Origin of the sequence: Caballeronia sp. LZ001, from assembly GCF_031450875.1 — a bacterium.
Lineage (GTDB): Bacteria > Pseudomonadota > Gammaproteobacteria > Burkholderiales > Burkholderiaceae > Caballeronia.
On record NZ_JARTVX010000004.1, the window covers coordinates 2,874,381 to 2,894,220 of the forward strand.

The 19,840-nt window shown below is 61.6% G+C and carries 18 protein-coding genes, 1 tRNA gene and 2 pseudogenes; 18 read left to right on the forward strand and 3 right to left on the reverse strand.

Annotated features, from left to right (window positions below; translation table 11 throughout):
- Positions 1–52 precede the first annotated feature (52 nt).
- Entirely contained in the window at positions 53–2,047 is a 1,995-nt protein-coding gene (locus P9292_RS24295; RefSeq protein WP_250462867.1) for a monovalent cation:proton antiporter family protein, read from the reverse strand.
- Positions 2,048–2,208: 161 nt separating this feature from the next.
- On the opposite strand from P9292_RS24295, the gene kdsD reads away from it, so the two are divergent.
- The 11 genes from kdsD to P9292_RS24350 all read left to right on the forward strand — a co-directional run bounded on the left by kdsD (position 2,209) and on the right by P9292_RS24350 (position 11,781).
- Entirely contained in the window at positions 2,209–3,192 is a 984-nt protein-coding gene (kdsD, locus tag P9292_RS24300) for an arabinose 5-phosphate isomerase KdsD (RefSeq protein ID WP_244826927.1), read from the forward strand.
- A complete protein-coding gene (locus tag P9292_RS24305; protein ID WP_244826926.1) occupies positions 3,192–3,758 on the forward strand; it encodes an HAD family hydrolase in 567 nt (188 codons plus the stop codon). Before kdsD ends, P9292_RS24305 begins: the two co-directional genes overlap by 1 nt.
- Before the next feature lie 4 nt (positions 3,759–3,762).
- Entirely contained in the window at positions 3,763–4,365 is a 603-nt protein-coding gene (gene lptC / locus P9292_RS24310) for an LPS export ABC transporter periplasmic protein LptC (protein ID WP_244826925.1), read from the forward strand.
- Positions 4,366–4,405: 40 nt separating this feature from the next.
- Positions 4,406–5,107 (forward strand): lipopolysaccharide transport periplasmic protein LptA, encoded by a 702-nt coding sequence (gene lptA, locus P9292_RS24315; protein ID WP_244826924.1) that lies wholly within the window; start codon positions 4,406–4,408, stop codon positions 5,105–5,107.
- 11 nt (positions 5,108–5,118) lie between these two features.
- On the forward strand, positions 5,119–5,886 hold the full coding sequence (lptB, locus tag P9292_RS24320) for an LPS export ABC transporter ATP-binding protein (RefSeq protein WP_309841267.1): 768 nt from the start codon (positions 5,119–5,121) through the stop codon (positions 5,884–5,886).
- Between the two features lie 149 nt (positions 5,887–6,035).
- Complete coding sequence (locus P9292_RS24325; RefSeq protein WP_244826922.1) at positions 6,036–7,553, forward strand: RNA polymerase factor sigma-54; 1,518 nt, start codon at positions 6,036–6,038, stop codon at positions 7,551–7,553.
- Positions 7,554–7,732: 179 nt separating this feature from the next.
- Positions 7,733–8,092 carry a ribosome hibernation-promoting factor, HPF/YfiA family gene (hpf, locus tag P9292_RS24330; protein ID WP_244826921.1) on the forward strand — a complete coding sequence of 120 codons (360 nt, stop codon included), beginning with the start codon at positions 7,733–7,735 and terminating at the stop codon, positions 8,090–8,092.
- A 396-nt stretch (positions 8,093–8,488) separates the two neighbouring features.
- Complete coding sequence (ptsN, locus tag P9292_RS24335) at positions 8,489–8,944, forward strand: PTS IIA-like nitrogen regulatory protein PtsN (RefSeq protein WP_244826919.1); 456 nt, start codon at positions 8,489–8,491, stop codon at positions 8,942–8,944.
- Positions 8,945–9,166: 222 nt separating this feature from the next.
- Entirely contained in the window at positions 9,167–10,135 is a 969-nt protein-coding gene (gene hprK, locus P9292_RS24340) for an HPr(Ser) kinase/phosphatase (protein ID WP_061172712.1), read from the forward strand.
- An 81-nt stretch (positions 10,136–10,216) separates the two neighbouring features.
- The gene (gene rapZ, locus P9292_RS24345) at positions 10,217–11,113 is read left to right on the forward strand and encodes an RNase adapter RapZ (protein ID WP_250462862.1); all 897 of its coding nucleotides are present in this window, start codon (positions 10,217–10,219) and stop codon (positions 11,111–11,113) included.
- A gap of 35 nt (positions 11,114–11,148) precedes the next feature.
- Complete coding sequence (locus P9292_RS24350) at positions 11,149–11,781, forward strand: LON peptidase substrate-binding domain-containing protein (protein WP_244826917.1); 633 nt, start codon at positions 11,149–11,151, stop codon at positions 11,779–11,781.
- A gap of 4 nt (positions 11,782–11,785) precedes the next feature.
- On the opposite strand, the gene mutY is transcribed toward P9292_RS24350, so the two are convergent.
- Positions 11,786–12,847 carry an A/G-specific adenine glycosylase gene (gene mutY / locus P9292_RS24355; protein ID WP_309961624.1) on the reverse strand — a complete coding sequence of 354 codons (1,062 nt, stop codon included), beginning with the start codon at positions 12,845–12,847 and terminating at the stop codon, positions 11,786–11,788.
- A 5-nt stretch (positions 12,848–12,852) separates the two neighbouring features.
- The gene (gene mutM / locus P9292_RS24360; RefSeq protein ID WP_309961626.1) at positions 12,853–13,683 is read right to left on the reverse strand and encodes a bifunctional DNA-formamidopyrimidine glycosylase/DNA-(apurinic or apyrimidinic site) lyase; all 831 of its coding nucleotides are present in this window, start codon (positions 13,681–13,683) and stop codon (positions 12,853–12,855) included.
- An 86-nt stretch (positions 13,684–13,769) separates the two neighbouring features.
- Between mutM and P9292_RS24365 the strand changes: the two are divergent.
- The 7 genes and pseudogenes from P9292_RS24365 to pth form a co-directional block, all read left to right on the forward strand.
- A pseudogene (locus P9292_RS24365) lies at positions 13,770–15,635 on the forward strand (tetratricopeptide repeat protein); the annotation flags it as partial.
- Between the two features lie 90 nt (positions 15,636–15,725).
- Positions 15,726–16,274 (forward strand): annotated as a pseudogene (gene lolB, locus P9292_RS24370) (lipoprotein insertase outer membrane protein LolB); the annotation flags it as partial.
- A 16-nt stretch (positions 16,275–16,290) separates the two neighbouring features.
- Positions 16,291–17,172 carry a 4-(cytidine 5'-diphospho)-2-C-methyl-D-erythritol kinase gene (ispE, locus tag P9292_RS24375; RefSeq protein WP_309961627.1) on the forward strand — a complete coding sequence of 294 codons (882 nt, stop codon included), beginning with the start codon at positions 16,291–16,293 and terminating at the stop codon, positions 17,170–17,172.
- Between the two features lie 53 nt (positions 17,173–17,225).
- Positions 17,226–17,302 (forward strand) — tRNA-Gln (locus P9292_RS24380).
- Between the two features lie 50 nt (positions 17,303–17,352).
- Positions 17,353–18,306: a ribose-phosphate pyrophosphokinase gene (locus P9292_RS24385; RefSeq protein WP_309961629.1), complete on the forward strand. Its 954-nt coding sequence runs from the start codon at positions 17,353–17,355 to the stop codon at positions 18,304–18,306.
- Between the two features lie 152 nt (positions 18,307–18,458).
- Complete coding sequence (locus P9292_RS24390) at positions 18,459–19,076, forward strand: 50S ribosomal protein L25/general stress protein Ctc (protein ID WP_244826910.1); 618 nt, start codon at positions 18,459–18,461, stop codon at positions 19,074–19,076.
- 148 nt (positions 19,077–19,224) lie between these two features.
- Positions 19,225–19,827, forward strand: coding sequence for an aminoacyl-tRNA hydrolase (gene pth / locus P9292_RS24395; protein ID WP_244826909.1), 603 nt, complete (start codon positions 19,225–19,227; stop codon positions 19,825–19,827).
- The last annotated feature ends 13 nt before the right edge of the window (positions 19,828–19,840 follow it).

Sequence of the window (19,840 nt, forward strand, 5' to 3'; positions counted from 1 at the left end):
CTCCAAGTCCGCGCTGTGAGGCCGCGCCCGCCTTGACGATGAAGAGAAAAAGTTACGCTGCCCGGCGGTTGCGCGAAAGCCGCTCTTCGGCTTGCGCGAGCCCTTCGGGCATGCCGCGCAAGACGACGATGTCGTTCGCGCGCAGCTTGGTGTCGGGGGCGGGTTCGACGCCCCGGATGCCGTGGCGCCGGATCGCGGTGACCTCGACACCGTTGCCGACGAGCCCCAGATCGTCGAGCGAATGCCCGACGGCGTCCGATTTCTCGTCGATCGGTACGGATTGTAGCCGCACCTGCTCGTGGCCATCGTCGTCGTCATCGTCATCGGCGCCGTGAAAGTAGCCGCGCAGCATGCTGTAGCGCGCGTCGCGCATTTCCTCGACGCGCCGCACGACGCGGCGCATCGGCACGCCCATCAGCACGAGCGTGTGCGACGCCAGCATCAGGCTGCCTTCGACGATCTCCGGAATCACTTCCGTCGCGCCCGCTGCGGTGAGCTTTTCGAGATCGGCGTCGTCGACGGTACGCACGATCACCGGCAAGGTGGGCGCGAGTTCGTGGATGTTGTGGAGCACGCGCATCGCGGATGGCGTATTCGCGTAAGTGATCGCGACCGTCGCCGCGCGATGCAGACCCGCCGCGAGCAGCGATTCGCGGCGCCCGGCATCGCCGAACACGACCGATTCGCCGGCCGCCGCCGCTGCCGCCACGCGATCCGGGTCGAGGTCGAGCGCCACGTAGGAAATGCCTTCCTGCTCCAGCATGCGCGCGAGATTCTGCCCGGCGCGGCCGTATCCGCAAATGATCACGTGACCGCTTTGCTTGAGACTTTGCGTCGCGATCTTCGTCATTTGCAGCGATTGCAACATCCATTCCGTCGACGACAGCCGCAGCACGATCCGGTCGGCGTTCTGGATGATGAACGGCGCGGCGAGCATGGACAGCAGCATCGCGGAAAGAATGGCCTGCAGGATGGTTGGATCGACGAGATGCGAATCCAGAATCAGATTCAGCAGCACGAAGCCGAATTCGCCCGCCTGCGCAAGCCCGAGACCCGTGCGCATGGCGACGCCCGGCGTCGCGCCGAACAGGCGCGAGAGCCCGGTAATCATCACGGCCTTGAGCAGAATCGGCAGGATCAGAAAGCCGAGCACGAGGAACGGATGCTCCCAGATCACGCGCGGGTTCAGGAGCATGCCGGTCGTCACGAAGAAAAGCCCGAGCAGCACGTCGCGAAACGGCTTGATGTCCTCTTCCACCTGATGCCGGTAAGGTGTCTCGGCGATCAACATGCCCGCGATGAATGCGCCGAGCGCAAGCGACAGCCCGAACTTGTCGGTGATGAACGCGGCGCCGAGTGTCACCAGCAAGAGGTTCAGCATGAAGAGCTCTTGCGAGCGCCGGCGCGCGACCAGATCGAACCAGCGCGTCATGAACTTCTGGCCGATGAACAGCAGCACCGTCAACGCGACCACGATCTTGATCGCCGCGATGCCGAGCCACATCGCGAGTTGCGACGAATTGCCGTTGCCGAACGCCGCGATGATGATGAGCAGCGGCACCACCGCCAGATCCTGAAACAGCAGCACACCGAAGATGTTGCGACCGTGCTCCGATTCGAGTTCGAGCCGTTCCGCGAGCAGCTTGCTGACGATCGCGGTCGAGGACATCGACAACGCGCCGCCGAGCGCGAAGCTCGCCTGCCAGGACATCGGAATCCAGAAGTTGGCGATCCAGCCGAACAGCAGCGCAAGCACGATGGTCGCGCCGACCTGGCTCGCACCGAGTCCGAACACGATGCGCCGCATCGAGCGCAGCTTCGACAGCGAGAATTCGAGTCCGATGGAAAACATCAGGAACACCACGCCGAATTCGGCGAGATGCTGGGCGCGGTCGCTATCCGGCGCGATGCCGGCCGCATGCGGACCCACGATGATGCCAACGGTCAGATAACCGAGCATCGGCGGCAAATTGAAAAAGCGAAATACGACGACGCCTGCCACTGAGCAGAGCAGCAACAACAGCGTCATTTCGAGCGGAGAAATCATCCGTCCAGCGTCCTCGTTCGTCGGCGTTCCGGCACGCGCGAAGGCCGCGCGACGGTGTCTTGGAAAGGCCCCTGACGCCGGGGCCTGCGGGGGCGGATAGGCGGCGGCGCGTCACGCCCTTGAGCGGCGCGGCGAAGAAACGCCTTTGCTATACTCCGCGCATGATAGCGAAAATCAATGGCGACCGGGCACTGGGACTCGCTCGCGACGTGATCCAGATCGAAGCCGACGCCGTTCGCGGGCTTTCAGAACTTCTCGACGAAAACTTCACGAACGCAGTCGAAACGCTGCTTGCCTGCCGCGGGCGCGTGGTCGTGTCCGGCATCGGCAAGTCGGGACACGTGGCGCGCAAGTTCGCCGCCACGCTCGCAAGCACGGGCACGCCGGCGTTCTTCGTGCATCCGGCTGAGGCGAGCCACGGCGACCTGGGCATGGTCACGGCCGACGACATTTTCATCGCGTTGTCCAACTCGGGCGAAACCGAGGAACTCGTCGCTATTTTGCCGCTCATCAAGCGTCTTGGCGCAAAACTCATCGCCATTACGGGACGGCCCGAATCCAGCCTCGCGCAACTTGCGGACATGCATCTGAACGTGCGCGTCGAAAAGGAAGCGTGTCCCATGAATCTCGCGCCCACGGCCAGCACCACGGCCGCGCTTGCCATGGGCGATGCCCTTGCCGTCGCCGTGCTCGATGCGCGCGGCTTCGGTCCCGAGGATTTCGCGCGTTCGCATCCGGGCGGCGCGCTCGGCCGGCGCCTCCTGACTTATGTGCGCGACGTAATGCGCGTGGGCGACGAAGTGCCGGTCGTCTCGCTCGACGCCACGGTATCGGACGCGCTCTTTCAGATCACAGCCAAGCGCATGGGCATGACGGCGGTCATCAACGGCGATCGTCACGTGGAAGGCATCTTCACGGACGGCGACCTGCGTCGCATCCTGCAGCGCGACGGCGATTTCCGCGCGCTGAAACTCGCCGATGTCATGACGCGTAATCCGCGCACGATCGGTCCCGACCATCTTGCCGTCGAAGCCGTGGAACTGATGGAGCGCTTTCGTATCAATCAGATGCTGGTCGTGGACGCCGACGCGACACTGATCGGCGCGCTGAACATGCACGACCTCTTTTCCAAGAAGGTGATCTGATGGCGCAAACGCCTTCTTCCGCCGCTTCTGACGCATCCGCCGCGTCCGCTATCGAACGCGCGAGCCGCGTGAAGCTCATGATTTTCGATGTCGACGGTGTCTTCACCGACGGCAGCCTCTTCTTCACCGCCGAAGGCGACGCGATGAAATCGTTCAACTCGCTCGACGGCCACGGCGTGAAGATGCTTCAGTCGGTCGGCGTGCAGACGGCGATCATCACGGGCCGCAAGTCGGGCATCGTCGCGGCGCGCGCGAAGGAACTGGGCGTCACGCATCTTTATCAGGGCGTCGCGGACAAGACCGTTGCCCTCGCCGAGTTGCTCGCCGCGACCAAAATAGCCGCCGACGAAGCCGGCTACATGGGCGACGATTGGCCCGACCTCGCCGTGATGCGCCGCTGCGGTTTCGCGGCCGCGCCGGCGAACGCGCATCCGGAAGTGATCCAACGCGTGCATTTCGTGGCCGAAGCGCGTGGCGGTCAAGGCGCGGTGCGCGAAGTCTGCGACGTCATCTTGCGCGCGCAGAACCGCTACGACGCGCTGCTCGCCGCGGCGCTCGGAGAATAAGCCAATGCCTCGTCCCGGCCGTTTCTCCTCCTTACTGCCGCTCGTCGCCATGGCGGCGCTCGCGGGCATCACCTATTGGCTTCTGCAGAGCACGCTGCCGTCCGGTGCGCCCGCGCCCGAGCAGCCAAAGCGTCATACCGCCGATTACTTCGCCGAGAATTTTTCCGTCTCCGAACTCGATACCTCGGGCACGACGCAGTATCGCCTCACGGCCAAGTCCATGGTGCATTACGAAGACGACGAAAACAGCGACCTGACGCTGCCCGCCATGCGCATGTTCCAGCCGCAAAAGCCCACCGTCACGGCGACGGCGCAGCGCGGCACGGTGAACGGCGACGTGTCCATCGTCGATCTCTACGACAACGCCCGCATCCTGCGCGCAGCCGGTTTCGGCGATCCGCAGATGCAGGCGGATTCGCAGCATTTTCGCGTGCTGGTGAACGACGATGTCATCGAGACGGAAAAACCGGTTAGACTTCAGCGCGGCCCGTCCGTGATGACGGCCAACGGCATGAACTACAACAACGTGACCCGGGAAATGAAGCTCTTTGGTAACGTGCGCGGCGCGATAGCCGCGTCGGACATCAATGGCGGCTCGTCAAAGTAACCTAGTTATCCCGGCAAATCCTTCCGAATTTTGTGACTGCATGAACCAAAGCTTCCCTCGTCCCGATGGCGGCCACACGCGCGCAATGTTCGCGCGCCGCACCGCGCACGCCGTGCGGGCCGGGCTCGCGGCCGCCCTGGTCTCGCTGACTTCGCTCACCGCGATGCTGGCGCTGCCAACTGCGGCGCACGCCGAAAAGGCCGACCGCGACAAGCCGCTCAACATCGAAGCGGACAACATGTCCTACGACGACCTGAACCAGAAGAACGTGTTCACCGGTCACGTCGTTGCGACCAAAGGCACGATCGTCATCAAGGCGGATCGCGTCGATGTCACGCAAGATCCACAGGGCTATCAGTACGCGACCGGCACCTCGACCGGCAACAATCTCTCGTACTTCCGTCAAAAGCGCGATGGTCTCGATGAGTACATCGACGGCAACGCGGTTCGTATCGACTACGACGGCAAGAACGACTTCACCAAACTCACGACGCGCGCCACCGTGCGCCGCCTGCAAGGCCTGACCAAGGTGCAGGACGAAGTGCACGGCAGCGTCATCACCTACGACGGTCAGAAAGACTTCTACACGGCAACCGCTGGCAAGGACGTGGCCTCACCAGGCAATCCGACCGGCCGCGTGCGCGCCATGCTCGCGCCGCGCAGCGGCAACGCGGCGTCGCTGGATGGCCCGCCCGCCACGCTTGCACCGTCGAACACTCTAAAGGGAACGCCGCAGCAGTGAACTCGCCAGCCATGCCCCACCGTAAGCCGGAAGGCCAGTCGAGCTCGCTGGTCGTGCGCAATCTGAAGAAGCGTTACGGCTCGCGCACCGTGGTGAAAGACGTGTCGCTCGATGTGAAGAGCGGCGAAGTCGTCGGTCTGCTCGGGCCGAACGGCGCGGGCAAGACTACGTCGTTTTATATGATCGTCGGCCTCGTGCCGCTCGACGCGGGCGAAATCGTGCTCGACGATACCTCGATCAGCCTTCTGCCCATTCACCAGCGCGCGCATCTCGGTTTGTCGTATCTTCCGCAGGAAGCCTCGGTGTTTCGCAAGCTCACCGTCGAGCAGAACATTCGCGCGGTGCTCGAACTGCAGACGGACGAAACGGGCAAACGCCTGTTCAAAGACGCCATTACACAGCGCGCCGAAGCCCTGCTCGATGAACTGCAGATTGCGCATCTGCGTGAGAATCCGGCATTGTCGCTGTCGGGCGGCGAGCGCCGGCGCGTTGAAATTGCGCGCGCGCTTGCAACTAACCCGAGCTTCATCCTGCTCGACGAGCCGTTCGCGGGCGTCGATCCTATCGCGGTGCTGGAAATCCAGAAGATCGTGAAGTTTCTGAAGCAGCGCAACATCGGCGTGCTGATCACGGACCACAACGTGCGCGAGACGCTCGGCATTTGCGACCACGCGTACATCATCAGCGATGGCAGCGTGCTGGCAGCGGGTGCGCCGAGCGAGATCATCGAGAATGAAAACGTGCGGCGCGTTTATCTGGGTGAGCATTTCCGCATGTAACGCATAGGACGAAAGGCGCGTGTACCGCGCCGCATCAAGTCGCAAGTGCAATTTTTACGTGCCGCCCACCGAGGCGGCACACGCTTTTTTGGATTCGCCGCGAGGTTTCGCGCGCGTGGCAAACTCTCTACAATGAATAAAAATTTGCCATGAAAGCCAGCCTCCAACTCCGACTATCGCAGCATCTTGCGCTGACCCCACAACTGCAGCAGTCCATCCGGCTGCTGCAGTTGTCGACGCTCGAATTGCAGCAGGAAGTGGCAATGGCCATCGCGCAAAATCCGCTGCTCGAGAACGAGGACGACTGGATTGCAAGCCCGCTGCGCGTCGCGGCAGACGGCTCGCTGATCTCGTCTCCCGCTTCGAACAATTCGGCGCCCGAACCCATGATGAGCAACGGCTCGTCATCGAGCACGTCGAGTTCCGATCGCTCGGAGAACGGCGAGCCGCAAGGTGTCGACGAATACAACGGCATGGGCTCCGACAACGGCGCGGATTCGAGTTCGTGGAACCTCGAAGACTATGGCCGTTCGAACAATGCCTCCGACGACGACGATCTCCCGCCGCTGCAAATCCACGAATCGACCACGACGCTGCGTGACCATCTGACCGCGCAGTTGCGCATGACGTCGGCGAACCAGCGCGATCGCGCGCTGATTACGTTCCTGATCGAGTCATTGGACGAAGACGGTTATCTCACGGCCACGCTCGAAGAAGTCCAGGCCGATCTGCCCGACGAACTTGAAGTCGATGTCGACGAACTCAGCGCGGCACTCGCCTTGCTGCAGAGTTTCGATCCGCCCGGTGTGGGCGGCCGCTCGGCATCCGAGTGTTTGAAGCTGCAATTGCTGCGACTGGATGGTTCGCCCACGCGCACGCTTGCGCTGGACATCGTCAACAATCATCTGGAATTGCTTGCCGCGCGAGATTTCACGCGTCTGCGCAAGCATCTGAAGGCGAGCGACGATTCGCTGCGGGACGCGCATTTGCTAATCAAGTCATTGGAGCCGTTTCCAGGAGCTGCCTATGGCAAGAGCGAAGCCGATTACGTCGTACCGGACATTCTCGTGCGCAAGATGTCTGGCGGGTGGACCGCTGAGTTGAATCCGGAGATTGTGCCGAAGCTGCGTATCAACCACTTGTACGCGAACATTTTGCGTAACAACCGTGGTGATCCGGGCAGCGGTTCGTTGCGGCAACAACTTCAGGAAGCGCGCTGGCTCATCAAGAATATTCAGCAGAGATTCGAGACGATTCTTCGCGTCGCGCAGGCCATTGTCGAGCGTCAGAAGAACTTCTTCGCTCATGGCGAAATCGCCATGCGGCCCTTGGTTTTGAGGGAAATAGCTGATACGCTGGGTTTACACGAGTCGACGGTTTCACGCGTGACGACCGGAAAGTACATGCTCACCCCATTCGGGACGCTTGAATTTAAGTACTTCTTCGGATCGCATGTTTCGACTGACACTGGAGGCGCGGCATCGTCCACGGCGATCCGGGCCCTCATCAAGCAACTGATAGGAGCGGAAGACCCTAAAACTCCTCTTTCAGACAGCCGCATCGCCGAACTGCTGGCGGAACAAGGCTTCGTGGTTGCGCGGCGCACTGTCGCCAAGTATCGCGAGGCACTGAGAATTCCCGCAGTGAATCTGCGCAAGTCTCTTTAACCCGTCTCTATAGTCTGTCGCATGTCGCGACGGACGTTTACCGGCCGCAGCGCAAATGCGCGGACGAGCCGGCCGGTGCGCCCTTCCTCACGCGCTCGTAGCTCATGCGCTCTGGAGCCGCATCGCCGACCGGTATCGGACGAGCCTTGGCCTGGCGGCCATCAGCTTGGAGAGCAACTATGAACTTGAAGATCAGTGGACACCACCTCGAATTGACGCCTGCGTTGCGCGAGTACGTGATCACGAAACTGGACAGGGTGCTGCGTCACTTCGATCAAGTGATCGACGGCAGCGTTGTCCTCTCGGTCGACAATCATAGGGAAAAGGACAAGCGGCAAAAGTGTGAAATCAACTTGCACGTGAAGGGCAAGGACATTTTCATAGAGAGTTGTGACGTTGATATGTACGCGGCCATCGATCTGATGGTGGACAAGCTGGATCGTCAAGTCATCAAGCATAAGGACAAGATCCAGGGCCACGCTCACGAGGCCATCAAGTACCGCGCCGAAGCGCAAGAACTGGAAGCGCCGTCGCCCTGAATGCGGCGCGTCGCGTGATCCGAAGTCGTTTTGCACGTGCCCGCCGCCAGCCGGTGGGCGGGTTTGGAGGAAATCCTCCAACCTTGGCCGAACAGTCATCGAGAGCACAGACCAGAGCAAAGCCGCCCGCCTTGGCGGCTTTTTTGTTGGGAATCGGTGACGAGTCAGTACAAGCCATTGATTTCCCGGGTTTTGTACTGCACATTGAGTTGCAATAGGGCAATGGCGCGCCGCACCATCACGCATTACCCTGTTCTATAATGGCCCGGTTGTTACAGGGGTTAACCAAACAGATACGCTGCAGGAAGCCCAAGCGCATTTTCCGTCCGATCGTCGCCGTGAGCGCTTACAGTAGCCACGATGAGGAGCTATCAGGCCACGCATCAGCCTGCCAACATGAATCGTTTAGCTAAATTTCTTCCCATCGAGAACGTGGTTCTCGGACTGGCCGTTACCAGCAAGAAGCGTGTATTCGAGCAGGCGGGTCTGATTTTCGAGAACCAGAACGGCATCGCCCGCAGCATCGTCACCGACAATCTCTTCGCTCGTGAGCGTCTCGGCTCGACTGGCCTCGGCGAAGGCGTCGCCATTCCGCATGGCCGCATCAAGGGGCTGAAGCAGCCGCTCGCCGCCTTCGTGCGCCTGGCGGAGCCTGTCGCGTTCGAATCGCCCGACGGGCAGCCGGTTTCCCTCCTGATCTTCCTGCTCGTGCCCGAGCAGGCGACCCAGCAGCATCTTGAAATTCTCTCGGAGATCGCGCAATTACTCTCCGACAGCGAAGCGCGCGAGCGTTTGCATAAGGAAGAAAATCGCGAGGCCCTATATCAGGTCCTCACGCAGTGGCAGCCGTAAGCGGCGCGCTCGCACTGCCGAGAGCCGCATTTGCAGCAGGTCAGCCGCCCTTTCCAGGTTTTTTGGGGCGTCTCGCTTATGCGGTGCTTCTGCGGCACAATCGTTTCAAACGCGGTCTGAACGCGGGTCAAACGCAGTGAAATGCAGCACCATGCGGCTGATTGAAGCAATTCGCTTCGGCGCGCGTTGGCTGCTCCCGGCTTCCAACGGAGTTCCGGCCTCATGGATACGTCCAGCATCAACGCCCAAAGCATTTTCGACGACAACGCCGCCACTTTGAAGCTCAGTTGGCTGACTGGGCACGAAGGCTGGGAACGCGGGTTTTCGAGTGAAACCGTTGCCAACGCGACCTCCAGCGCGGACTTGGTCGGCCACCTGAATCTGATTCACCCCAACCGTATCCAGGTGCTCGGCGACGCCGAGATCAACTACTACCAGCGCCAGTCCGACGAAGACCGTTCGCGCCACATGGCCGAACTGATCGCACTGGAACCGCCGTTTCTGGTAGTGGCCGGCGAAGTCGGCGCGCCGCCGGAACTCGTGCTGCGCTGTACGCGATCGTCCACACCGCTTTTCACGACGCGCATGTCCGCGGCTGCGGTCATCGACAGTCTGCGCGCTTACATGTCACGCATTCTCGCGCCACGCGCCACGCTGCATGGCGTGTTCATCGACATTCTGGGTATGGGAGTGCTTCTGACCGGCGACTCCGGCCTCGGCAAAAGCGAACTCGGGCTGGAGTTGATCAGCCGCGGTCACGGTCTGGTGGCCGATGACGCCGTGGATTTCGTGCGCCTTGGTCCTGATTTCGTCGAAGGGCGCTGCCCGCCCCTGCTGCAAAATCTGCTCGAAGTGCGCGGTCTCGGTCTGCTGGACATCAAGACGATTTTCGGCGAGACCGCCGTGCGCCGCAAAATGAAACTCAAGCTGATCGTGCAACTGGTCCGTCGGCCGGATGGCGAGTTTCAACGGCTTCCGCTGGAAAGTCAGACCGTGGATGTCCTCGGTCTGCCGATCAGCAAAGTGACGATTCAAGTCGCCGCGGGCCGAAACCTTGCTGTGCTGGTAGAAGCGGCGGTACGCAATACGATCCTGCAATTGCGCGGCATCGACACGTTGCGGGACTTCATGGACCGTCAGCGGCTCGCCATGCAGGACCCGGATAGCCAGTTCCCCGGCAAACTGATCTGATTTCCCGCCCGAGTTCACGCTCGAAGCGCGAAAAAACGGACCCGAAGCCAGTGCTAAGATAAGGCAATTGAAGCGAAGCCCATGCGTATCATCCTGATCACCGGCATCTCCGGCTCTGGCAAATCGGTTGCGCTGAACGCTCTCGCGGACGGCGGCTACTACTGCGTCGACAATCTGCCGCCGCGCTTCTTGCCCGAGCTGGCCGATTACCTGTCGAGCGAAGGACAGCAGCGTCTCGCCGTCGCCATCGACGCGCGTTCGAGCCATTCCCTGGACGATGTCCCCGGCATCATCCACACACTGTCTAGCAAGTACGACCTGCGCGTGTTGTTCCTCAACGCAAGCACGCAGTCGCTCATTCAGCGCTTCTCCGAGACGCGTCGCCGTCACCCGCTTTCCGGTTCACCCATGCACGAGGCCGATGTCGGCGTGCTCAACTCGCTCGCGGAAGCTATCGAGCGGGAACGCGAACTCGTGGCCGACCTGGCCGAATACGGCCATCAGATCGACACCAGCAATCTGCGCGCGAATGTCCTGCGCGCGTGGGTCAAGCGCTTCGTCGAAACCGATGCCGCCGACCTCACCCTCATGTTCGAATCGTTCGGCTTCAAGCGCGGCGTGCCGCTCGACGCCGATCTTGTTTTCGACGTGCGCACACTGCCGAATCCTTATTACGACCGCGAGTTGCGCCCGTTCACGGGCCTCGATCAGCCGATCATCGACTATCTTTCGGCGCAGCCCATGGTCGGCGAGATGATCGACGACATCGGCGAATTCGTCGGCAAATGGCTGCCGCGCTTTCGCGACGATAACCGCAGCTATCTCACGGTTGCGATCGGCTGCACAGGCGGGCAACATCGCTCGGTGTACATCGCACAGGCGCTGGCCGCGCGCTTTCGCGGCGACGCCAATGTGATCGTGCGGCATCGTGACGCGCCCATCCCCGTGGATGACAGCGCAATCCACACGCGAACCTGATCGCCGCGTCGGCGGTCGCAAACTGGAGGCGCGCAATGTCCTCGAACCCCGTTCTAGCCGACTTGCCGCTGTTTCCGCTTCACACCGTCCTCTTTCCCGGCGGCCTGCTGCCGCTCAAGATTTTCGAGGCGCGCTATCTCGACATGGCGCGTTCGTGTCTGCGCGAGAAGTCGCCGTTCGGCGTGTGCCTGTTAAAGAGCGGTCATGAGATCGCGTCGCCGGGAGATCCGTCGGTGCCGGAAAGCATCGGCTGTCTTGCCGAAATCACGGAATGCGATGTCGATACCTTCGGCCTCCTGCTCGTGCAGGCGCGCGGAACGGAACGCTTTCGGCTCGTGACGCATCGCGTCGACCCGAGCAATCTGCTGGTTGGAACGGCGGAAGTGCTGGGCGAGGATCAGCCGCTGCATGGCGCCGAAACGCTCGCCAAGTTCGGCGCGTGCGCGGAGGTGCTGGAGCGCATCATCGAGACCATCAAAACGCGCGAGCCGCAGAACCTTCCGTTCGTCGAGCCCTATCTCTTCGACGACCCCACCTGGGTGTCGAACCGTCTTGCCGAAATCCTGCCGATTCCCATGCGCGCGCGCCAGAAGCTCATGGAACTGATGGATGCCGGCGCGCGTATCGACGTCGTGCATCACTACATGCAGCATCATCAACTGCTTTAGCGCTTCAGATGAGCGAGCCGGTGAGCCCGTCGAGCAGCTTGCGAACGGGCGCGGGAACGCCGAACGCATCGAGCCGGGAAAGCGGCGCCCAGACGGTTTGCGCGTTGTTTAGTTCGCGCGGCGTGCCACGGGTTTCGCCGAGACGCGGCTCGATTTCCAGTTTGAAATGCGTGAACGTATGCGAAAGCGGCGCAAGCCGCTGCAAGTGCGCGTCGCCGCCAAAACTGTGCGCCACGGCCGCGAGCGCGGCTTCGTCGGCGGCTTCGGGCAAGCTCCAGAGACCGCCCCAGATTCCCGTCGGCGGACGCTTTTCTAGCAGGATCGAATCGCCGTCTTTCAGCACCAGCATCCACGTCTTGCGCGTCGGCACCGCTTTCTTCGGACGCGCCGCCGGCAACTCGCGCTGACGTCCTTCCACGTTCGCCACGCAATCCAGCGCGAACGGACAGCGCGCGCAATCGGGCTTGCCGCGCACGCACAGCGTCGCGCCGAGGTCCATCAGGCCTTGCGTGTAGGCGGTGACTTCATCCTTGTTGGCGGCATCGGGCAAGAGCGATTCGGCGAGCGTCCACATTGCGTTCTCCACACGCTTTTCGCCCGGAAAACCTTCGACGCCGAACACGCGCGCAAGCACACGCTTCACGTTGCCATCGAGGATCGTCGCGCGTGCGGCGAACGCGAACGATGCAATCGCCGCCGCCGTCGATCGGCCGATGCCCGGCAATTCCGCGAGCGCTTCGACTGTGCGCGGAAACGCGCCACCGTGTTCGAACGCCACGACCTGCGCGCAGCGATGCAGATTGCGCGCGCGCGAGTAATATCCGAGCCCGGCCCAGAGCGCCATCACGTCGTCGATCGGGGCGTCCGCGAGCGCAGTCACGGTCGGGAAACGTTCGAGAAAACGCGCGTAGTACGGAATGACCGTGCTGACCTGCGTCTGCTGCAGCATGATCTCCGAGAGCCAGATGCGGTAAGCATCGCGCGTGTTCTGCCACGGCAGGTCGTGACGGCCGTGAATGCGTTGCCACGCGATCAGGCGCGCGGAAAAGTCTGTAAGAGCGAGCATTGAATTCAACGTTGGCAGCGCGGGCAAAAATACGTCGAGCGTTGCCCCTGGACGATTTGCTTGATGGCGGTGCCGCAAACATGGCAGGGCAATCCGGCGCGATCATAGACGAAATAGTCGAGCTGGAAGTAGCCCGATTCGCCATTGCTGCCGACAAAGTCGCGCAGCGTGCTGCCGCCCTTTTCGATCGCCGCCGCGAGCGTCACGCGCACGGCATCGGCGAGCAGATCGTAACGCACGAGCGAGATGCGCCCGGCGGCAGTCGTCGGACGAATGCCCGCGCGAAACAAGCTCTCCGACGCGTAGATATTGCCCACGCCCACGACGATTCCACCCGCAAGCAGCGCCTGCTTCACCGACACCTTGCGCCCGCGCGTCGCGCGAAACAGCAGCGCGCCCGAGAATTCGGGCGAGAACGGTTCGACGCCGAGACTCGCGAGCAAGGGATGAGCGAGGACGTCGCCATCGGCGCGTGCGTGCCACAGAATCGCGCCGAAGCGACGCGGATCGCGAAAGCGCAGGATGAAGTCATCGAACACGATATCGACGTGATCGTGCTTGGCGGCATCCGGTGGGCGCGGCACGTTACGCAAGACGCGCAGCGTGCCTGTCATGCCGAGATGCACGATGAGCCAGCCTTCGGCCGTCTCGAACAGCAGATATTTGCCGCGCCTTTCGACCTTCCCTATTTTCAGGCGCGCGAGCGTCTTTGCGAGATGCGCCGGAATGGGCCAGCGCAGCGCGGGCGTACGCACATCGACATGCTCGACGCGCCTTCCGGCGACATAAGGTTCGATTCCGCGACGGGTGACTTCTACTTCCGGCAGTTCTGGCATATTTCCTGGAGAGCGTCTTGCTGGGACGAGTGTGCCGGTATTTTAGCCACCGCGTTACAATCGACCGAAACATCGTCTGGATTTCCATGAACCCGTTCGAAATCAAACTGAATACGTTGCGTCAGGCCGGCCTCATCCGATCGCATGCACCGTCAAGGGCGCGGTTCACGCGCATGGCCGGCGCGATTGCAGTTGCATTGTCCGCGATCGCCTTCACGCCCGCGCACGCTCAGGTACCGAACGCGACACCCGTGCCGAGCACCGACGATCAGGCCGCGGCGCAAAACGCGTCTGATCTTCTGACCGCGCCTGTCAATAACGCGGAGTCGCAGGACTTGCCGAACGTGGCGGCATCCAGCCAGATCGTCTTTCAGGTTCTGGCGGCGGAAGTCGCCTTGCAGCGCGGCCAGGCCGCGCCCGCCTACCAGACTTACCTCTCGCTCGCGCGTGACACGCATGATCCGCGCTTCGCTCAGCGCGCCACGGAAATCGCCATTGCCGCGCAGAGCCCCACCGACGCAATGACCTCCGCGCAGCTTTGGCAGCAATTTGCGCCGCATTCCGAGCGCGCCGCGCAGTTGAGCGCTTCGTTGTTGATCGTGTCCGGCAAGCCCGACGACGCGAAGCCCACGCTGCAAAACGAACTCGCCAAGGTTCCGGCCGAGCAACGCGGCGAAGCCATTCTTTCGTTGCAGACGCTGCTTGCACGCGGACCGAATCGCGTAGGCGGCCTGAATGTCCTGAAGGATCTCTCCGCGAACGACTTGGATCTGCCCGAAACGCAACTCGCGCTCGCCCGTCAGCAGTTGCTCGCGGACGACCAGCCGGGCGCGAAGGCATCGCTGGAAAAGGCGTTGAAGCTGCGCCCGGATTACTTGCCCGCGGCGCTCACGCTCGCGCGCATGGGCCCGGAAGAGCGCAAGGAAGGCATCGCTTCGTTCGAGAAGTATCTCGACAAGAATCCGAAGTCGCATGACGCGCGGCTCGCGCTGGCGCAGTTGTATCTGTCGTCGGACCGGCTCGACGACGCGCAGAAGCAGTTCGAGATCATGCGCAAGAACGACTCGAAAGATCTGACGCCGCTCATGGCGCTCGCGCTCATCGACATTCAGAAGAAGCAGTTCGACAAGGCGCAGGACCTGCTCAAGCAGTACGCGCAGGCTGCGGAGGCGTCGCCCAACGGCGATCCGGGACAGGCTTACATCTACCTCGCACAACTGTCGCTCGAACAGAAGGACGAGGCGCAAGCAAGCCAGTGGCTCGACAAGATTCCGCGCACGAGCCAGCAATATTTGCCCGCGCAGATCACGCGCGCGCAACTGCTCGCGAAGCAAGGCAAGGTGGATGAAGCGCGATCGCTTCTCAATGGCCTGCAAAGTTCCGATCCGCGCGACCTCGCATTGCTCGCGCGCACCGACTCGGCGATTCTTTTCGAGGCGCATCGCTACGACGAAGCGGAAGCGAATCTCGCGAAGGCCGTGGCCGCGTTCCCGGACGATCCGGATCTCGCCTACGACTACGCCATGGCCGCCGAAAAGAATGGTCACTACGACGTAATGGAAACACAGTTGCGCAAGCTCATGCGCGTGGACCCGAGCAATCCGCAGGCATATAACGCGCTCGGCTACTCGCTCGTGGATCGCAACCAGCGCGTCGACGAAGCGGTGAAGCTGATCGAGAAGGCGGTATCGCTCGCGCCGAACGACGCCTTCATCATGGACAGCCTCGGCTGGGCCCGCTTTCGCCAGGGCAACGCGGCCGAAGCCGAAAAAATTCTCTCGGACGCCTACAAGATTCAGCCGAACGCGGAGATCGGCGCGCATCTCGGCGAGGTGCAGTGGAAGTCCGGGGAGCAGGATCAGGCGCGCGCCACGTGGCGTCAGGCGCAGAAGCTCGAACCCGACAACGACACGCTCGTCAAAACGCTCAAACGACTTCAGGTAAACGATCTCTTGATGGCTTTCGATTTCATTGCCGGCGCGTCGCGCGGTTTCATGCGCAAAGGCGCGCTCGGTTTTACGGCCGCGACCGTGTTGATGCTTGCCGGTTGCGCATTGCAGCCGCGTTTGCCGACCACATCGGATAAGACGACTTCGCTCACCACGCAGACGAGCCGCGCGTATCACGGACGCTTCGCCGTGCAGTACAACGACCAGAACGGCACGACGCGCAACGCCTACGGCAACTTCGACTGGCAGGAAACCGGGGACACCGTGACGCTCCAGTTGCGCAACCCGCTCGGCCAGACCATGGCGATCGTCACTTCGTCGCCGTCGCTCGCGACGCTCGAACTGCCGAACCGGCCGCCAGTGAACGCCGAGAACGTGTCGGAGCTGATGCAGAACACGCTCGGCTTCGCGCTGCCGGTCGAGGGCTTGCGCTACTGGCTGCAGCCGTCCGCGGCGCCAACCTCGCGCGCGCAGACCACGCTCGATCCCGAAGCCAACAACGGCCGCCCCAAAGAGATCAGACAGGACGGCTGGACCATCGACTATCTCGCCTATGCCGACGCGCCCGCGACGGGCGTCAAGCGCGTGAACCTGGTCCGCTCGGAACCGCCGCTCGATATCAAGCTGGTGCTCGATCAATAACGCCTTCGCATCAGAAATGTCATCGACTCACGACTCGCTTCGCAACTGCCTCGCGCCCGCGAAGCTGAACCTCTTTCTGCACATCACGGGCCGTCGTCCGGATGGCTATCACTCGCTGCAGACTGTCTTCCAGTTGCTCGACTGGGGAGACATGCTGCACTTCAAGCGACGCGATGACGGCATCGTTACGCGCAAGACGCTCGTGCCGGGCGTACCCGAAGCGGACGATCTCGTCGTGCGCGCGGCGCGCCTGCTGCAGAAGCACACCGGCAGTCGCTTTGGCGTCGAGCTCGAGATCGACAAGCATCTGCCGATGGGCGCGGGGCTTGGTGGAGGAAGTTCCGACGCGGCAACGACTCTTTTAGCGTTGAATCGTCTCTGGGGTGTTGATCTTTCGCGTGAAATTCTGCAGAATCTCGCCCTGCAACTCGGCGCGGACGTGCCGTTTTTTGTCTTCGGGCAAAATGCTTTTGCAGAAGGTGTTGGCGAAGCGCTGCAGGCAGTCGTTCTGTCCAAGCGTTTTTTCCTGGTAGTTACTCCTTCAGTTCACGTCCCGACGGCGGCGATTTTTTCGGAAAAGGCCTTGACAAGGGATACGAAGGTCGCCACAATGACGGACTTTCTTGCAGCGCAAAAGTCAGACACTAACTGGCCAGACAGCTTCGGTCGAAATGACATGCAGGCTGTAGTCGCAAGAAAGTACGCGGAAGTTGCACAGGTGCTCGAGTGGTTTTCCAATCTCGCACCCGCGCGAATGACCGGATCTGGAGCAAGCGTGTTCGCCGCTTTCCCGAGCCGAGCCGAAGCAGAGATGGCGCAAGCCAAACTCCCGGCAAGCTGGAAGAGCGTGGTGACAAGCAGTCTGGAACGTCATCCTCTCTTTGCTTTCGCGTCATAGGTTTCGTTTTGCCGGGTATGTCCTACACTTCCCGGCGAGACTCAAAGTTGTGTAGGGGAGTCGCCAAGTTGGTCAAGGCACCGGATTTTGATTCCGGCATGCGAGGGTTCGAGTCCTTCCTCCCCTGCCATTCCTTTTCTCGCGTTTTTCCTCTCGCCTCCAGCCGCAGACAGGTGCACGATGAGCAGTGACGGCCTGATGGTATTTACTGGCAACGCAAATCCCGCGCTTGCACAGGAAGTCGTCAAGATCCTTGGAATTCCTCTCGGCAAAGCGATGGTCAGCCGTTTCTCCGACGGCGAAATCATGGTCGAGATTCAGGAAAACGTTCGAGGTAAAGACGTATTCGTTCTGCAGTCCACCTGCGCACCGACGAACGACACCCTGATGGAACTCATGATCATGGTCGATGCGCTCAAGCGCGCATCAGCAGGCCGGATCACCGCAGCCATCCCCTACTTCGGCTATGCGCGTCAGGACCGCCGTCCGCGTTCCGCGCGAGTGGCCATCTCGGCGAAGGTCGTCGCGAACATGCTGGAAATTGCCGGCGTCGATCGCGTGATCACCATGGACCTTCACGCCGACCAGATTCAAGGTTTCTTCGACATCCCCGTCGACAACATTTACGCCACGCCCATTTTGCTCGGCGATCTGCGTAAGCAAAATCACGATCATCTGCTGGTTGTATCGCCGGACGTCGGCGGCGTGGTGCGCGCACGTGCACTCGCCAAGCAGTTGAATACGGATCTCGCGATCATCGATAAGCGTCGTCCGAAAGCGAATGTCGCCGAAGTGATGAACGTGATCGGCGAAGTGGAAGGCCGTACCTGCGTCATCATGGACGACATGGTCGACACCGCCGGCACGCTCTGCAAGGCAGCGCAAGTGCTGAAAGATCGCGGCGCGACGCAGGTTTTCGCTTATGCCACGCATCCGGTGTTGTCGGGTGGCGCGGCGGAGCGTATTGCGGCGTCGCAATTGGACGAACTCGTGGTGACGGACACCATTCCGTTGTCGGCGGAGTCGCTCGCGTGCCCGAAGATTCGTCCGCTGTCGAGCGCGGGTCTGCTCGCCGAGACGTTCTCCCGAATCCGGCGCGGCGACTCGGTCATGTCGCTTTTCGCGGAAGGTTGAGCAAGAATTAGCAAGGAACGCGGAGCACGAGCTTCGCGTTTTTGCATGATCGGCAGGAACGAACGAAGGTTCTTGCCGTTGTTGTGGGATCAGCGCATTTTCGTTGATCCCGATTTTCACTGCCTGGTCGCGGGCAGATATAGGAGTTTCAAATGAAAGTCGTCGCTTTCGAGCGTAGCAAGCAAGGTACGGGTGCGAGCCGCCGCCTGCGCAATTCGGGCAAGACCCCGGCTATTGTGTACGGTGCGGACAAGGACGTTCAACTGGTCGAACTGGACCACAACGCCCTGTGGCACGCGCTGAAGAAGGAAGTGTTCCATTCGTCGATTTTGGAACTGGAAGTCGCTGGCGGTTCGCAACAAGTTCTGCTGCGCGACGTGCAATATCACCCGTTCAAGCAACTGGTGCTGCACGTGGATTTCCAGCGTGTCGACGCGAACAAGAAGCTGCACACCAAGGTGCCGCTGCACTTCATGAATCAAGAGACCAACCCGGCCGTGAAGCTCGCGGGCGCGGTGATCTCGCACGTCGTGACGGAACTGGAAGTGGAATGCCTGCCGGCAGACCTGCCCGAGTTCCTGGAAATCGATCTGGCGACCATCGAAGCCGGCCAGACGATGCACGCAAAGGACATCCCGCTGCCGAAGGGCGTGAGCCTGACGATCGCGATCGAAGCGGAAAACCCGGTGGTTGCATCGGCGACCATTCCGGCTGCTGTCGTGTCGGATTCGACGGACGAAGCCACGGGTGAAACGCCGGCTGCTGAGTAAAACGCATCAGCTAGCGAAGTATCGCTATCCTCTCGATCCGTTCGCAAGGACGGTCGACGTGACCCGCCGGCGCGCAAGCCTCGGCGGTTTTTTTTTCGCATCAACACCAAACGATACGAGCAGGCTTCTTAGCCTGCGATGATTCGACATGATCAAGCTGATCGTTGGCCTGGGAAATCCGGGCGCCGAATACACCGCGACGCGCCATAACGCGGGCTTCTGGCTAGTCGACCAATTGGCGCGCGACGCCGGCGCGAGTCTGCGCGACGAGCGCCGCTTTCACGGTCACTATGGCCGCGGACGTCTGAACGGGCATGAAATCCATTTGCTGGAACCGCAGACGTTCATGAACCGCTCGGGACAATCGGTGGTTGCGGTCGCGCAGTTCTTCAAGATTCTTCCCGATGAGATTCTCGTCGCACACGACGAACTCGATCTTCCGCCCGGCACCGTCAAGATGAAGCTCGGCGGCGGCAGCGGAGGCCACAACGGGCTCAAGGATATTTCCGCGCATCTGTCGTCGCAGCAATATTGGCGGCTGCGCATTGGCATCGGGCATCCGCGTGATCTGATTCCCGAAGGCGCGCGTGCGGGCGCGAAGCCGGACGTCGCCAATTTCGTGCTGAAGCCGCCGCGCCGCGAAGAGCAGGACGTGATCGATCAGTCGATCGAGCGCGCGCTCGCCGTCATGCCCTTCGTCGTCGCGGGCGAAAACGAACGCGCGATGATGAACCTGCATCGCAATCCCTGACTTCCACTGGAGC

Bases quoted from the DNA above. Each gene is read 5' to 3' on its own strand.
- P9292_RS24295 (WP_250462867.1), bottom strand. From the start codon at position 2,047: ATGATTTCTCCGCTCGAAATGACGCTGTTGTTGCTGCTCTGCTCAGTG.
- kdsD (WP_244826927.1), top strand. From the start codon at position 2,209: ATGATAGCGAAAATCAATGGCGACCGGGCACTGGGACTCGCTCGCGAC.
- P9292_RS24305 (WP_244826926.1), top strand. From the start codon at position 3,192: ATGGCGCAAACGCCTTCTTCCGCCGCTTCTGACGCATCCGCCGCGTCC.
- lptC (WP_244826925.1), top strand. From the start codon at position 3,763: ATGCCTCGTCCCGGCCGTTTCTCCTCCTTACTGCCGCTCGTCGCCATG.
- lptA (WP_244826924.1), top strand. From the start codon at position 4,406: ATGAACCAAAGCTTCCCTCGTCCCGATGGCGGCCACACGCGCGCAATG.
- lptB (WP_309841267.1), top strand. From the start codon at position 5,119: ATGCCCCACCGTAAGCCGGAAGGCCAGTCGAGCTCGCTGGTCGTGCGC.
- P9292_RS24325 (WP_244826922.1), top strand. From the start codon at position 6,036: ATGAAAGCCAGCCTCCAACTCCGACTATCGCAGCATCTTGCGCTGACC.
- hpf (WP_244826921.1), top strand. From the start codon at position 7,733: ATGAACTTGAAGATCAGTGGACACCACCTCGAATTGACGCCTGCGTTG.
- ptsN (WP_244826919.1), top strand. From the start codon at position 8,489: ATGAATCGTTTAGCTAAATTTCTTCCCATCGAGAACGTGGTTCTCGGA.
- hprK (WP_061172712.1), top strand. From the start codon at position 9,167: ATGGATACGTCCAGCATCAACGCCCAAAGCATTTTCGACGACAACGCC.
- rapZ (WP_250462862.1), top strand. From the start codon at position 10,217: ATGCGTATCATCCTGATCACCGGCATCTCCGGCTCTGGCAAATCGGTT.
- P9292_RS24350 (WP_244826917.1), top strand. From the start codon at position 11,149: ATGTCCTCGAACCCCGTTCTAGCCGACTTGCCGCTGTTTCCGCTTCAC.
- mutY (WP_309961624.1), bottom strand. From the start codon at position 12,847: ATGCTCGCTCTTACAGACTTTTCCGCGCGCCTGATCGCGTGGCAACGC.
- mutM (WP_309961626.1), bottom strand. From the start codon at position 13,683: ATGCCAGAACTGCCGGAAGTAGAAGTCACCCGTCGCGGAATCGAACCT.
- ispE (WP_309961627.1), top strand. From the start codon at position 16,291: ATGTCATCGACTCACGACTCGCTTCGCAACTGCCTCGCGCCCGCGAAG.
- P9292_RS24385 (WP_309961629.1), top strand. From the start codon at position 17,353: ATGAGCAGTGACGGCCTGATGGTATTTACTGGCAACGCAAATCCCGCG.
- P9292_RS24390 (WP_244826910.1), top strand. From the start codon at position 18,459: ATGAAAGTCGTCGCTTTCGAGCGTAGCAAGCAAGGTACGGGTGCGAGC.
- pth (WP_244826909.1), top strand. From the start codon at position 19,225: ATGATCAAGCTGATCGTTGGCCTGGGAAATCCGGGCGCCGAATACACC.